Here is a 13435-nt window from a genome sequence, read left to right on the forward strand (position 1 = left end):
GCCCATTATTGCAAATGATGCTATAGGTGACGCTCCGTGCAACTTCTCACCGGCGAAATGTGAGATATACCGACCGTGTCATATCCAGTCAGTAAGGGAGATTCGTCTTGGCACCTCGTACGCGCGGGGAAAGCGCCGAACTCGGGATCGCAATCCGCGATCGGCGGACAGCGATTGGTCAGCATGGCGGAAGCAGAGGCCAAGGCAGGTGTCGGCGTCAGTCCTGGAGAAGGGGGATCCCCTACTGCTCGCTGGCGCTCGCAGCGGGGGCCCACCTAAAGGGTTCTCGTACTCGGTCGGATATTGGAAATGACCCCGACCAAAGAGCGGTCGGAGCCATCTTCCAATGTGGAGCTGAGGGGACTCGAACCCCTGACCCCCTGCATGCCATGCAGGTGCGCTACCAGCTGCGCCACAGCCCCAAACTTTGTCGCCATCCGTGGCAACTCGATCAATAGTAGTTGTTAACCGGCCAAGGTCAAAATCGGGCCGATAGGCGCATCGATTAGGCTCAGGGTGATGAGTAAACACAACCAAATCCGGGTGCCGGTCGCGATTCGGGGCGATGACCAAGCCGGGACGAAAGCCGCCCAGTTCCTCAGCACGGATTACTGGATCTACGGCGAAGGGCAGGCCATCGCGGCACACGACTTAGCCACCCCATTTGAAGCGCCAGCCCTAACTGAAGCGCCAGCCCCACCGCACAACGACAAACCAGCCCCAGACGACGACCCGCCGACCGTCATCATGGTGCACGGCTTCCGCGGCGACCACCATGGCCTCGAACTTATCGCGCAGGCCCTGACGCCGACCCGGGTAATCAGCCCGGACCTACCCGGCTTCGGCCGCACCGGCCCGCTGCCGACACCACACACGCTCAAGGGGTACGTCGACTTCTTGCGCGCCTTCATCCGCGAGCTGGACCTTGCCACTCCCCCGGTCGTCGTCGGCCATTCCTTTGGCTCAATCGTCGCTGCCGGCTTCGCCGCGGAGTACCCCGAAGCGCTCAGCAAGCTCGTGCTGATCAATCCGATCGCCTCTCCTGCGCTCGAAGGACCGCAAAAAGTCCTTACCTTGCTCACGGTTTTCTACTATCGGCTCGCCACCGCCCTGCCCGCCGCGCCAGGTCTTGAACTACTTCGGAACCGGCTCATCGTCCGCCTGATGAGCATCGTGATGGCGAAAACCAAAGACCCCGAGCTTCGGCAATACATTCACGGCCAGCATGACGCGCATTTCTCATCGTTTTCCGACCGGCAGACCCTGCTGGAGGCATTCACCACGTCGATCCAGAACACCGCGACTCAGAGCGCCGCGGACATCAAGACGCCGACGCTGTTGATCGCCTCCGAGCGGGACGACATTTCATCGCTGCCCGCGCAGGAGGCGTTGCACGCGAGCATCGTCGATTCCAGACTCATCGTGATTCCCCGAGCCGGTCACCTGGTCCACTACGAGGCTCCGCAACATGCCGCGGCAGCAATTCAGGAGTTCATCACCGCATGAAGGTATTCTTCGACGCCCGTTTCACCCGGACGTCCCATCACGATGGCATCAGCCGCTACGGCGCCAACCTGCTCGCCGAGTTGGCAAAGCTCACCGAAGTCACCGGGATCATCAGCGACGATCGTCAGCGGGCCCTGCTGCCCGACACAGTCGACTACGTGAAGTTGAACTCGCCGATTTCTCCGCGGGAACTCCTGATCGGCCGCACGCTGAACAAGCTCGGCGCGGACGTCGTATTCTCACCAATGCAGGTTATGGGAGCCTTCGGTCGCAGGTACCGGTTGATCCTGACCCTGCATGACCTGATCTACTACTCGCACCCCGAGCCACCGCACGACCTACCGCGGCTGGTGCGCGGCATCTGGCGGCTGTATCACAAGGCCTACTGGCCGCAGCGGCTGCTGCTCAATCGCGCTGATGCAGTGGCCTCGGTCAGCGAAACCACTGCACGACTGATCCGCAAGCATCGATTGACCAGGCGCCCGGTGCACGTTATCGGCAATGCCGCCGACCCCACGCCACCGGCGCAGCGGGACAACACAAGTCAGGCACGGTCGCTGGTCTACATGGGTGCGTTCCTGCCTTACAAGAACGTCGAAACCCTGATCGCGAGCCTTGAGCACCTTCCCGGCTATACCCTGCACCTGCTCAGCCGGATCCGGCCTGAGCGCAGGGACTCCCTCACTGCTTCGGCTCCGGACTCCGCACGAGTGATATTTCACGATGGAGTCACCGACCAGGAATATCGTCGGCTGCTCGATGAGGCGACGGCGCTGGTCACCGCATCACTGGATGAGGGCTTCGGCCTGCCGCTGGTCGAAGCAATGGGTCGAAGCACACCGATCGTGGTCAGTGACCTGGAGATTTTCCGGGAGATCGGCGGCGACACCGCGCTCTATTTCGAGCCGCGTAGCCCGAAGCAGCTCGCGGATCGAATCCACGAACTCGAGAATACGACGCGTTGGATGGCCGCTTCTGAGCAGGGGCCGGCCCAGGCAGAAAAATTCTCCTGGCAGGAGTCCGCCGCTCGACTGCACGAGCTGATCACGCAGCTTGCCGCCGAGCCCCGTCGGCGTTAACGACGTGGAGTGAAGTCCTCGTGCGGGGCCCTCGAGTAACAGGTTGGGTGCGCAGCGCCCGCCGAAAAACATCCCTAAGGTGACACTCGGCACCGGCGAAAACGCAGTTGCCTGGCGAACAGCAAAGCCTAGGCGCCGGTTCCGACGTTGAACTGAACCAGGGTCAGGCCCTGCCGCCGCCGCTCAAAAACGTTCCAGTGCGCGTTATGCGAAACGGCAAAGCGATCCCACGCCGTCAACGGCAGTTCGAGGAGCTGACCCACCGCCCCGCGCAAGGAGCCGCCGTGGCCAACGACCACCAAGGCGCCGCCTTCCGTGCCGGCAATATGTTCCTTGATCGCGTCGGCGGCACGGGACGCTGAATCCACCCGTGACTCACCACCGTGGGTCGGCTCGTCATCACCGCTGGACCAGCGGGCCAGCTCATCGGCCCACTGCTCCTTTACTTCTGCGCGGGTGAGTCCTTCCCAGCGACCATAGGCGGTCTCCCGCAGCCGTTCATCCGTCTCCACCGAGACGTCGTCAACCAGGTCGGCCAGCGCCGAGGCGGTCTGCTGGGCGCGTTTCAGGTCGGACGAGACGATGCGCTGCGGCTTGTACTCCGCCAGCAGCGGCGCAGCCGCCCGCACCTGCCCCCAGCCAAACTCATCCAGCTCCGTGTCGATATGCCCCTGGAATTTGCCCACAGTATTGAAATTGGTCTGGCCATGTCGCCACAGCACAACGGTTTGTGCCGGCATCACTCAGTAGTCCCGGTATCGATGGAGGAATCATCGGTGGGCCGGGCCGGAGATACCTCAGGGACCTCGATGGCCGGGCAATCACGCCACAGCCGTTCGAGCGCGTAGAATTCCCGATCTTCCTGATGGAAGACGTGCACGATGATCTCGCCGAAGTCCACCAGAACCCAGCGCGCCTCGCGATGGCCCTCACGACGCAATGGCTTCACGCCCTGCTCGCGGAGCTTTTCTTCCACCTCATCCACGATGGCCATTACCTGTCGCTCGTTCGGCGCTGAGGCGAGCACGAAAACATCGGTTATCACCAGATGATCGCTGACATCCAGCGCGACGATGTCCTCGCCGAGCTTGTCCGCGGCCGCGTGGGCGGCAGTAATTGCCAGCTGTTGGGCGCGATCCGTTGCAGTCACTAAGTTTCCTTGCTGTGTGGGGGTGATGGTTGGGCGAGCAGACTACCTGAGCATTAACACCAGGCCTACTACGACGAGCACGACGCCAATGGCGACGGCCGTGCCGAGCGCGATCAGCGGCAGCCGGGATGATTTCGAGCCAATGAGCATCTTCTCATCGGTGTTGACCGCGGTGCGAGCCCGAACAGGCGGGACCGGCGGCTCACTCACCTCCGAATTGTCGTCCAGATCGGAGTCCTCGGCGAACGGCCAGGTGGTCTTCTCCAGGCCCGGCCGGTCGAGAGCACTGGTTCCGGCGAGCGGAAGCGAGCCGGTGACCACGGCCACCTGGGCTGTCGATGGCGGCCGGACGACAGGTGAGCGCCCGGTCCGGTTCCGACGTCGGCTGGGCAGTTCAGCAGATTGCGGACTCTCCCGTGCAGCATCGCCCGCCCTCGCGGTGTCCGCATCTGCCGGATCTCCCTCGTCCGCAACCTCGGCGTCCTGACTCTCAGCGGCTCGACTCGCAGCCGTAGCGGGAATCTCAGCTTCGACCGACTGGCCGCGCCGCTGTGGAACGGTCGGCCGTCGGCTTGGATGGAAGATGTTCGGCGTCGCAACCGGATTCGTCGATGAGTTCGCGTCGTTGTCTTCGGCCTGAGCGGAGACGGTCGCGGGCGGTGCCTCTTGAGACGTGGAAGCGATTGGCGAGGTTTGGGCCGCTTCGGCCGAAGCGGTTCCGACCTTGCGATCCCGCTCAGGATCCGCCGCGGCGACGGACTTTTTCGCCGGCGCGTCCTGCGTACCCCGGCGGGGAGCCGCTGCGGGCGCCGACATGTCCGGCTGCGGCGCCGGCTCCTCGGGCTTGTCGTCGGCTTCTTCGAGCAGGCCATGCTTGGCGCGATAGCGTTTCAGCTCCGCCCGGGTCATGAAACGCGGCTGATCGCCTTTGGTTTCGCCCCCAGCATTCGAGGACGCCGATGCCGCGAGTCCAGCCGGCGGATTCGAGGACGCCGACGGCGCGGCGTCGTCCGGAGCAGCGCCGGATGACTTGTCTGCGGACACAGCCGGCTCAGCGCTAGCCGGCCCGGCTGCATCCGCGCGCCGGGTAGGGGAACCCGTAGTCCGGGCAGGCGAATCCGTGCTTCTGGCAGGCGAACCAGGCGCCGGAGGAACCTTCCTGGAGGCCTCCTGGGCCGAGCCAGCGTCAGAATCGGCGGAAGTCTCCGCGGTTTCCGAAGGCGCGGCCGCCGTCCGGGCCGGTCCATCTGGTTTCCGGGACGGCCGCGGAGCGTACTGCGCCGGAATCGGGATTTCATGCGACGAGTCATCGTCCTCGTCGAGGTCGGCATCGTCGGAAATCCCGCCGCCGGCCGCACCCGATCCCTCCTGATCCGAGCCGCCACGCCGAACTTGGTCGGCACGCTTGGGCGGCGCCGCCTGTTCGGGCTGGTCAGCAGCAAGCGGGCCCCGCCGGGCCGAAGGTGTGACGCGCGCATGACCCCCGGTCGGGAGATCGCCGGAGCCGTCCACAGCATTATCGGCGGCCGCTGCCTGCGCCTGCGCGTTCTCGGCGGCAATGCGCTCGGCCTCACGGCGTTCGCGTCGGCTCATGAACCTCTGAGCCTCGCTACCGGAAGAGTCAGTCATCGTCGCTCCTATACAAAGAATGCTTCACAATGTACTGAACAACGCCGTCGGGTACCAGGTACCACACCGGCTGATGCGCAGAAACGCGCGCGCGGCAGTCGGTGGACGAGATAGCCAGAGCTGGCACCTCGAGCAGACTCAACCCGTTGTCCGGCAGTCCGCCGCGGCTCAACTCGTGGCCGGGTCGGGTGACACCGACGAAGTGCGCGAGCTCAAACAACTCATGGACGTCTTTCCAGGAAAGAATCTGTGCCAGAGCATCGGCGCCGGTGATGAAGAACAGCTCGGCGTTGCCGTACTGCTTTCTGAGATCGCGCAGCGTGTCGATGGTGTAGGTTGTCCCGGGCCGATCCACATCGACCCTGCTGACCGTGAAACGGGGGTTCGAAGCGGTGGCGATGACCGTCATCAGATACCGATGCTCTGCATCGGTAACCACGCTGTCCGATTTCTGCCACGGCCGGCCCGTCGGCACGAACACGACCTCGTCGAGTCCGAACTGTGCGGCAACCTCACTGGCGGCTACGAGGTGTCCGTGATGGATAGGGTCGAACGTTCCACCCATCACGCCGATGCGCAGACATTTGCTACTCACTTAGTGGCGGTTTGAGACACCGCGGTAGCTCATGGTGACCAGCAACATAACCATGAGGGTGCCGAACGCAATCAACCCGTATGCAATCGGATGCATCGGGATTTCAACGTGGTGTTCAGCCTGCTCGGCTGCAGCCAGAATGACGCTGGTCATGGTGGAATCTCCTGGTAATCAGTCGTTGTTACAACTAATAGTCTGTCATGCCGGAACCAACGATGCCTTATCGGCTGGCTCCCGGCCCCGATCGTTGCGCTCCGTCAGGCAGTGCCGGCGGTGTCTTACTCGCGAACCTGGCCTTCGCCATGCACGATCCATTTCGATGTGGTCAGCTCGGTGAGTCCCATCGGGCCGCGAGCATGCAGCTTCTGCGTCGAGATGCCGACCTCGGCGCCGAGGCCGAACTGACCGCCATCCGTGAAACGGGACGAGACGTTGACGCCGACGGCGGCAGAATCGACCGCCGCTACGAATCGGTCAGCCGAGCGAACATCGTTGGTGACGATGACGTCGGTGTGTCCCGAGGAGTAGCGCTCGATGTGCTCGATCGCCTCCTCGATGTCGGACACGACAGCCACGGCTATGTCGAGGCCGAGGTACTCCTTCACCCAGTCGCGTCGATTCGCCCGACGGATCCGCACACCGTCCGGCGCGAACTCCGAGGTGGCGACATCACCATGAATGGTGACTCCCGCGCTGTCGAGCGCCGCGATGATCTTGGTCATCATTCGTTTGGCGGCTTTCTCATGCACGAGCAAAGTCTCCAAAGCGTTGCAGACGCTGGGGCGGTGGGTTTTGGAATTCAGCACCAGGTCCAGCGTCGTCTTCAGCTCGGCGGATGAATCGATGAACATGTGGACGTTCCCGACACCCGTCTCGATCACCGGAACTATCGACTCCTGGACCACGGTGGCAATCAGTTCGGCGCCGCCCCGCGGAATAAGCAGGTCGACGAAGTCCCTGGACTGCATCAGTGCCCGGGCGCCGTCGCGGCCGAACTCGTCGATGGAGGAAACCAGGTCGGCAGGCAATCCCACCGAGGCAATCGCCCAGCGCAGCACGTCGGAGAGCACCGCATTGGTGCGCGCGGCCGCGCTGCCACCACGAAGCACAACCGCATTACCGCTTTTCAGCGCCAACGCGGCAATGTCGACTGTCACGTTCGGGCGGGCTTCGTAGATGACCCCGATCACGCCCATCGGAACCCTCACCTGGCGAAGTCTGATGCCGTTTGCAAGCGTCGAACCGGTAATCACATTGCCCACAGGATCCGGCAACGCGGCGATCTCACGCACCGCACCGGCGATTGCTGCCACCCGATCCGCGTCGAGGGCGAGCCGATCCAGCATAGTCGCGTCGACCCCTGACTCCTCCGCGGCGGCCAGATCGCGTTTATTCGCCGCGACGATGCGCTCAGTCTCCGAGTTGAGGGCCTCGGCGATCGCAAGCAGTGCGGCGTCTTTCACGGTTCGCTGGGCGGTTGCCAGGGTTTTCCCGGCTTCCTGCGCCCGGCGGGTAATCCGCTCGACACCGCGACGGGCACGTGCGCTCACTTCATCCGTTGGTGCGGCAACTTCTGCAGAACTCATGAGTCCACCTTAATCTGTGCAGGCTGACACGCCGGTCGGGTATCAGCCCAATATCACCAGGTCATCTCGGTGGATGACTTCGCGTTCATAGTCGCGGCCAAGTGACTCGCCCAGTTCCCTGGTCGAGCGGCCAAACATCTCCGGCAACTCGAGCGCCGAGTAGTTCACCAGGCCGCGGGCAATTATTTCCCCGCTGTGACTGACGATTTCCACCGGATCGCCTGGCTCGAAATCACCAGTGACGCCGGTAACGCCGGCCGGGAGCAGCGAGGTGTGCCGGTCGCGCAACGCACGAACCGCGCCATCATCGATGGTGACGCGCCCCCGCGTCTCCGCAAGGTGGGCGAGCCACAGCAGTCGAGTGGACCGCCGACGGTGGGTCACTGTGAACCAGGTACCAACATCGGCGCCGGTCATCGCATTCTCGACGTTTCCGGCCGATGTGACCACGGCCGGAATTCCTGAAGCTGCCGCGATCTGCGCCGCCTCGATCTTCGTCGCCATGCCGCCGGTGCCGATGCCCGCAGTACCAGTGCCGCCGACCTTGACGACATCGAGTTCCGACGGCGATCGCACCAGGGAAACGCGCTCGGCGCTGCTGTGGGTCGGCGGCGCCGTGTAAAGCGCATCAACATCCGAAAGCAGTACGAGCGCCTCGGCATGGACAAGGTGGGCTACCAGAGCGGCAAGCCTGTCATTGTCTCCGAACCGGATCTCGTGCGTCGCCACGGTGTCGTTCTCATTGACGATAGGAAGCACTCCCATGCCAAGCAAGCGTTCCAGGGCACGTTGGGCGTTGCGATAGTGCGTCCGGCGAATCAGGTCGTCCGCGCTGAGCAGCACCTGGCTGCTCAGTACGCTTCGACCACCAAGCGCCTCGCTGTAACGAGCCATCAGCAACCCCTGGCCAACGCTTGCCGCTGCCTGTTGGCTGGACAGATCGGAGGGACGTTTCGCCCAGCCGAGCGGAGCGAGTCCAGCGGCAATCGCCCCGGACGACACCAGCACAACCTCGCGCCCGGCCTTATTCTGAGCCGCCAGAACGTTCGTAAGAGCCATCAGACGCGCGACATCGATGCCGCCGGCGGTGGTAGTCAGCGAGGAGGAACCGACCTTGACCACGACCCGCTTCGCGCCGGCTATGCTGCGCTGCACGTCGAGCAGCGCGGTCGCGGTGTCTTCTGAGTGAATAGTTTCCGTCATTTATCGCTCTCCGACTCGCCCGCTTCGGACGAAGAATCACTCCAGATCCCGGCTCGGCGCTGCTCTTCCATTTCCCGGCGGGCTTCAGCCTTGGCGTCCATCCTGGCGTGGAACTGCTCGCGCTTCTGTTCGCGGGTCGGCCGATTGGCTTCATCCAGTCGCAGGTCTCCACCGCGCGGCGCTGCCAGTAGCTCCGCGCCACCGATCATGGTCGGATCCCAGTCGAACAGTACGCCGTCGCCCGGTCCGATGACCACGGTGGAACCCGGTACCGCACCGGCCTTGAACAACTTCTCTTCGACTCCCAGCCGCTCAAGCCGGTCGCCAAGGTAGCCGACGGCCTCATCGTTGGCGAAGTCGGTTTGGCGTACCCATCGTTCTGGCTTTTCGCCAAGCACCCGGAAAATCTCGCCCTCGGCAGTATTCTCCCGAACGACCGTGAAGCCGCGATCATTGACGGCCTGCGGCCGAAGCACGACCCGGGGAGCCTCGATCGCCGACTCGACCAGGCGCTTCCGGTTCTCGTCGACCAGCTTCGCCATTGCGAACGACAACTGCCGCAAGCCCTCATGCGATGCCGCGGAAACCTCGAACACCTGGTAGCCGGCGGCTTCCAGGTCCGGGCGTACGATCTCGGCCAGGTCCCGGCCATCCGGAACGTCTATCTTGTTCAGCACGACGAGTTTGGGCCGCTCGTTGAGTGGGAGGACTTCACCACCGCCACCGAGTGCTCCTTCGACCGAGTAGGCCGCAAGTTCCTTCTCGATGGTTTCGAGGTCACCCGCAGGGTCGCGTCCCGGTTCATACGTTGCGCAGTCGATCACGTGAGCGAGCGCAGAACAACGCTCGACGTGGCGCAGAAACTCCAGGCCAAGACCCTTGCCCTCCGACGCTCCGGGAATGAGACCCGGCACATCGGCGATCGTGAACCGGACCTCGCCGGCCTGTACAACGCCGAGGTTTGGCACCAGCGTTGTGAACGGGTAGTCGGCGATCTTCGGCCGGGCGGCTGAAAGCGCGGCGATCAGCGAAGACTTACCGGCCGAGGGATAGCCAACCAGCGCGATGTCGGCGACAGTCTTGACCTCAAGGGTGATCTGTCCTTCGAAACCAGGCTCGCCGAGCAGCGCGAAACCAGGAGCCTTACGACGGGGCGAAGCAAGTGCGGCATTGCCGAGTCCGCCACGGCCGCCGGCAGCCGCAACGAAGCGGGTTCCGGCGCCAAGCAGATCGGCGAGCACCTCACCGTCAGGACCTTTCACTACGGTTCCCTCGGGAATCTGGAGGATCAGGTCCTCGCCATCAGCGCCGTGCCGCATATCGCCCTTGCCCGGGCCGCCATCGCCGGCGTGCCGGTGAGGCGAACGATGGTAGGACAGCAATGTCGTGGTTTGCGGGTCGACAACAAGGATCACGTCGCCGCCGCGGCCACCGTTTGCGCCATCGGGGCCACCGAGTGGCTTGAACTTCTCACGGTGAACCGAGGCACAGCCGTTACCGCCATCACCGCCTGATACGAACAGTGTGACTGTGTCCACAAAAGTAGTGGCCATGACTGCTTGCTTCCTTGTCTGTTAACCGTGCACTGCAAACAGACCACGAGGGACGAGCTGCGGATAATCCGTGGCTCGCCCCTCGCGGTCTGTAAAGCTAAATACGTGAAGCGCTATTGATCAGGCATCCACGATGTTGACGACCTTGCGGCCGCCCTTGCTGCCGAACTCGACCGCACCGGCGGCCAGAGCGAAGAGCGTGTCGTCGCCACCGCGGCCGACGTTGGCGCCCGGGTGGAAGTGGGTTCCGCGCTGGCGGACCAGGATCTCGCCCGCATTGACGACCTGACCGCCGAAGCGCTTCACGCCCAGTCGCTGAGCGTTTGAATCACGACCGTTGCGAGTGGAGCTCGCACCCTTCTTATGTGCCATTGCTGACGCACCTGCCTAAGAGAATAAGAAATGGAAACTAAGAACTTACTTAATGCTGGTGACCTTGAGCCGCGTCAGTTCCTGACGGTGGCCCTGGCGCTTCTTGTAGCCCGTCTTGTTCTTGAACTTCTGGATCACAATCTTCGGACCACGAAGATCCTCAACGACCTCGGCGGTAACCTTTACCTTCGCCAGCTTGTCGATGCCGGAGGTAACTTCTTCGCCGTCAACCAGCAGCAGAGGAGCAAGCTCAACGGTGTCACCGGCCTTCGCCTGAACACGGTCAACGGTCAGCACGTCGCCGACCGATACCTTTTCCTGACGGCCGCCTGCGCGAACAATCGCGTACACCACGGTGGACTCACTCTCTAATCTCGGACACGTCCGCCCTATCGATGCAAGGGCGTCAGTGATGCTTGGAACAAACGTCTAACAGTGGCGGCTACGAACGCAGCGCTTATCGCGCCTACTCTTCGAGCTGCCAAGCTACGCGCACAACATAGGTGCGCACCGACGTCCAAGTCTACGGATACCACTCCGCTCAGGTCAAACCGAACCTCCGGCGTTACTGGCCACGAGATCGGCTACTCGCTCGGAGTGCATTCCCTGCCGATCTGTTCGTGATGATGGATGACCTCGGCCACGATGAAGTTGAGAAATTTCTCGGCCAACGCGGGGTCGAGGTGTGACTCTTCCGCGAGCTGGCGAAGCCGGGCAACCTGCTCAGATTCGCGCTGCGGATCCGCCGGTGGCAGGTCATTTTGTGCCTTCAGCCGGCCGACGGCCTGGGTGAACTTGAAACGCTCGGCCAGCATGTGCACTATCGCGGCGTCAATATTATCGATACTTGCACGCAGGCGAAGCAGTTCATCAATCGCAGGATTCTCAGACACGCTGATAAGCGTACCCAAAAGGCCATCCGCGGGTTTAACGGCTCTGCCATTCCTCACGCAGTACGCCAAAGACGACAGAGTCGAAATGCAGGCCGTTCACCACCCGAGCCTTGCGGAACCGGGCCTCTTCGACGAAACCAAGCCGGCGGCCAACGCCGAGCATTCCGTGATTACCGGACCAGGTGGAGAAATCGAGCCGAACGATATCGCTACGCCGGAAGAGGTAGCTCGTCCACAGTTCCAGCGCATCGCTGCCCATTCCTTGCCCACGCAGGGCTGGATCGAAGATGCTGATTCCCATCCGGCGCCAGTTAGTCTCCTCCGATTCCCAGTGCCAGCTCACCGTGCCCACCAGCCGGTCCGGCTGCCCGGCCGGAGTTATCACAGCCCGGGAGAGACAGCCGTCGTGTTCGAATTGTTCGCCAGATCCAAGGCGCTGCCGGAGCTTCCGCCGGTAACGTTCGACCTCCTCGGCGCTGTCCTTCCGGAAATATGGGCCGTCCCAGCTATGCCACTCCTGATGCGGCAACAGCCAGTCGCAGTACGTGTCAACGTCGGAAACGTCGAATTCTCGCAGACTGACGCTGCGTCCTTGGGCGATAGTCATCATCGCCATCCAGCTTACGTCCAGCGGCAACAGAGGAACCGGAACGTGGATGTGCCGAAGCTGACACACGAGTCGAACAGTCGCTACATCGTGGCTCAATAGACTTAGTCCATGTCAAACCCCAATTATCCTGGCCTGCCCCCGAACGCCCAGCCTTACGAACCGCAGTATCCGAACCATGCCCAGCAGTACCCGAACCCCGGCCCGCCGCAGATGGGGCCATCCGGTCAGCCGGGTATAGCTGGACCAGACCGACCCGGCGCCACTCCCCCGTCGCCGACCGGTATCGAGCCGGCATTCAAGCCGAAGACGGAACTGCGCGAGCATCTGGTGTCCGGCGGCAGCGGCATCTTGATGCTGATACTCGCCCTCGGCCTGCTGCTGGGTGGCGTCCTCATGTTCTTCGTGGGCGTGGGCCTGGCCGCCATTGGCACGGGCGCCGGCGGCCTGGTGATATTCCTGTCGATAATCGCAATCATCGTGTCCTTGTTCACCTTCAAGGGCCTGGTGTCCGTTTCACCCGGCGATGCCAGGGTGCTGCAACTCTTTGGCCGGTACACCGGCACGATTCGCAATCCGGGCCTGCGCTGGGCGAATCCGTTCAAGTCGAAGCGGCGGATCTCGACCAGGATTCGAAACCACGAGACGTCCACCCTGAAGGTCAACGACCTGGACGGTAACCCGATCGAGATCGCAGCTGTCGTCGTGTGGCGGGTCACCGATACCGCGATGGCCCTTTTCGAGGTCGATGACTTCGAAGCGTTCGTTGCGATTCAGGCTGAAACAGCGGTGCGGCACATCGCCAACACCTACCCGTACGACACCGACGCGGAATCCATGTCTTTGCGTGACAACGCCGAAGAGATCACCGGAAAGCTGTCCACCGAGATCGGTGTCCGGGTTGCTTCCGCCGGCGTGGAAATCCTCGAGTCACGGATCACGCACCTCGCCTACGCTCCCGAAATAGCCCAGGCGATGCTGCAGCGCCAGCAGGCGACGGCGGTCGTCGCCGCCCGCAGGTACATAGTTGAAGGCGCCGTGGGCATGGTGGAACTCGCCCTGGACCGGCTCGGCGAACGCGAGGTGGTTGAGCTCGATCGAGACAGCAAGGCTGCAATGGTCTCGAACCTGATGGTGGTGCTCTGCGGCGATCGCGGAACCCAGCCAGTCGTCAACGCAGGCAGCGCCGCGAGCAGGTAGCCAGCAGGCAGCGTTTCGCGAGCAGGCAGCGTTTCGCGCCAGCCCCTGTAAACGGCACGAGA

The 13435-nt window shown here is 63.0% G+C and carries 15 protein-coding genes and 1 tRNA gene; 3 read left to right on the forward strand and 13 right to left on the reverse strand.

Annotated features, from left to right (window positions below; genetic code table 11):
• Positions 1-349 precede the first annotated feature (349 nt).
• A tRNA-Ala gene (locus tag LWF01_RS09565) sits at positions 350-422 on the reverse strand.
• A gap of 97 nt (positions 423-519) precedes the next feature.
• Between LWF01_RS09565 and LWF01_RS09570 the strand changes: the two genes are divergently transcribed.
• Complete coding sequence (locus tag LWF01_RS09570; RefSeq protein WP_349640783.1) at positions 520-1506, forward strand: alpha/beta fold hydrolase; 987 nt, start codon at positions 520-522, stop codon at positions 1504-1506.
• Complete coding sequence (locus LWF01_RS09575; RefSeq protein WP_349640784.1) at positions 1503-2585, forward strand: glycosyltransferase family 4 protein; 1083 nt, start codon at positions 1503-1505, stop codon at positions 2583-2585. The genes LWF01_RS09570 and LWF01_RS09575 overlap by 4 nt, the downstream gene beginning before the upstream one ends.
• Positions 2586-2713: 128 nt before the next feature.
• Here the strand turns inward: LWF01_RS09575 and LWF01_RS09580 are convergent, their stop codons facing one another.
• The 12 genes from LWF01_RS09580 to LWF01_RS09635 all read right to left on the reverse strand — a co-directional run bounded on the left by LWF01_RS09580 (position 2714) and on the right by LWF01_RS09635 (position 12176).
• Positions 2714-3325 (reverse strand): histidine phosphatase family protein, encoded by a 612-nt coding sequence (locus tag LWF01_RS09580; protein ID WP_349640785.1) that lies wholly within the window; start codon positions 3323-3325, stop codon positions 2714-2716.
• On the reverse strand, positions 3325-3735 hold the full coding sequence (rsfS, locus tag LWF01_RS09585; RefSeq protein ID WP_349640786.1) for a ribosome silencing factor: 411 nt from the start codon (positions 3733-3735) through the stop codon (positions 3325-3327). The genes LWF01_RS09580 and rsfS overlap by 1 nt, the downstream gene beginning before the upstream one ends.
• A gap of 42 nt (positions 3736-3777) precedes the next feature.
• Positions 3778-5364, reverse strand: a complete 1587-nt coding sequence (locus LWF01_RS09590) for a hypothetical protein (protein ID WP_349640787.1) — start codon at positions 5362-5364, stop codon at positions 3778-3780.
• Positions 5357-5929 carry a nicotinate-nucleotide adenylyltransferase gene (gene nadD, locus LWF01_RS09595; protein ID WP_349640879.1) on the reverse strand — a complete coding sequence of 191 codons (573 nt, stop codon included), beginning with the start codon at positions 5927-5929 and terminating at the stop codon, positions 5357-5359. The genes LWF01_RS09590 and nadD overlap by 8 nt, the downstream gene beginning before the upstream one ends.
• 30 nt (positions 5930-5959) lie before the next feature.
• Positions 5960-6112 (reverse strand): hypothetical protein, encoded by a 153-nt coding sequence (locus tag LWF01_RS09600; RefSeq protein ID WP_349640788.1) that lies wholly within the window; start codon positions 6110-6112, stop codon positions 5960-5962.
• A gap of 125 nt (positions 6113-6237) precedes the next feature.
• Positions 6238-7545, reverse strand: coding sequence for a glutamate-5-semialdehyde dehydrogenase (locus LWF01_RS09605; RefSeq protein WP_349640789.1), 1308 nt, complete (start codon positions 7543-7545; stop codon positions 6238-6240).
• Positions 7546-7587: 42 nt separating this feature from the next.
• On the reverse strand, positions 7588-8748 hold the full coding sequence (gene proB / locus LWF01_RS09610; protein ID WP_349640790.1) for a glutamate 5-kinase: 1161 nt from the start codon (positions 8746-8748) through the stop codon (positions 7588-7590).
• Positions 8745-10301, reverse strand: a complete 1557-nt coding sequence (obgE, locus tag LWF01_RS09615; RefSeq protein ID WP_349640791.1) for a GTPase ObgE — start codon at positions 10299-10301, stop codon at positions 8745-8747. The genes proB and obgE overlap by 4 nt, the downstream gene beginning before the upstream one ends.
• A gap of 120 nt (positions 10302-10421) precedes the next feature.
• Positions 10422-10673, reverse strand: a complete 252-nt coding sequence (rpmA, locus tag LWF01_RS09620) for a 50S ribosomal protein L27 (RefSeq protein ID WP_349640792.1) — start codon at positions 10671-10673, stop codon at positions 10422-10424.
• Positions 10674-10718: 45 nt separating this feature from the next.
• Entirely contained in the window at positions 10719-11027 is a 309-nt protein-coding gene (rplU, locus tag LWF01_RS09625; RefSeq protein ID WP_349640793.1) for a 50S ribosomal protein L21, read from the reverse strand.
• 230 nt (positions 11028-11257) lie between these two features.
• On the reverse strand, positions 11258-11566 hold the full coding sequence (locus tag LWF01_RS09630) for a chorismate mutase (RefSeq protein ID WP_349640794.1): 309 nt from the start codon (positions 11564-11566) through the stop codon (positions 11258-11260).
• A 34-nt stretch (positions 11567-11600) separates the two neighbouring features.
• A complete protein-coding gene (locus tag LWF01_RS09635; RefSeq protein WP_349640795.1) occupies positions 11601-12176 on the reverse strand; it encodes a GNAT family N-acetyltransferase in 576 nt (191 codons plus the stop codon).
• A gap of 108 nt (positions 12177-12284) precedes the next feature.
• Between LWF01_RS09635 and LWF01_RS09640 the strand changes: the two genes are divergently transcribed.
• On the forward strand, positions 12285-13373 hold the full coding sequence (locus LWF01_RS09640; protein WP_349640796.1) for an SPFH domain-containing protein: 1089 nt from the start codon (positions 12285-12287) through the stop codon (positions 13371-13373).
• Positions 13374-13435 lie beyond the last annotated feature (62 nt).

The sequence above is a fragment of the Saxibacter everestensis genome, from assembly GCF_025787225.1.
In the GTDB taxonomy this organism is placed as follows: Bacteria; Actinomycetota; Actinomycetes; order Actinomycetales; family Brevibacteriaceae; genus Saxibacter; species Saxibacter everestensis.

Excerpts from the sequence above, each read along its gene's own strand:
- LWF01_RS09640 (WP_349640796.1), top strand. The coding sequence starts at position 12,285 with ATGTCAAACCCCAATTATCCTGGCCTGCCCCCGAACGCCCAGCCTTAC.
- LWF01_RS09590 (WP_349640787.1), bottom strand. The coding sequence starts at position 5,364 with ATGACTGACTCTTCCGGTAGCGAGGCTCAGAGGTTCATGAGCCGACGC.
- nadD (WP_349640879.1), bottom strand. The coding sequence starts at position 5,929 with ATGGGTGGAACGTTCGACCCTATCCATCACGGACACCTCGTAGCCGCC.
- LWF01_RS09570 (WP_349640783.1), top strand. The coding sequence starts at position 520 with ATGAGTAAACACAACCAAATCCGGGTGCCGGTCGCGATTCGGGGCGAT.
- LWF01_RS09635 (WP_349640795.1), bottom strand. The coding sequence starts at position 12,176 with ATGATGACTATCGCCCAAGGACGCAGCGTCAGTCTGCGAGAATTCGAC.
- obgE (WP_349640791.1), bottom strand. The coding sequence starts at position 10,301 with ATGGCCACTACTTTTGTGGACACAGTCACACTGTTCGTATCAGGCGGT.
- LWF01_RS09575 (WP_349640784.1), top strand. The coding sequence starts at position 1,503 with ATGAAGGTATTCTTCGACGCCCGTTTCACCCGGACGTCCCATCACGAT.
- LWF01_RS09605 (WP_349640789.1), bottom strand. The coding sequence starts at position 7,545 with ATGAGTTCTGCAGAAGTTGCCGCACCAACGGATGAAGTGAGCGCACGT.
- proB (WP_349640790.1), bottom strand. The coding sequence starts at position 8,748 with ATGACGGAAACTATTCACTCAGAAGACACCGCGACCGCGCTGCTCGAC.
- rpmA (WP_349640792.1), bottom strand. The coding sequence starts at position 10,673 with ATGGCACATAAGAAGGGTGCGAGCTCCACTCGCAACGGTCGTGATTCA.
- LWF01_RS09600 (WP_349640788.1), bottom strand. The coding sequence starts at position 6,112 with ATGACCAGCGTCATTCTGGCTGCAGCCGAGCAGGCTGAACACCACGTT.
- LWF01_RS09580 (WP_349640785.1), bottom strand. The coding sequence starts at position 3,325 with ATGCCGGCACAAACCGTTGTGCTGTGGCGACATGGCCAGACCAATTTC.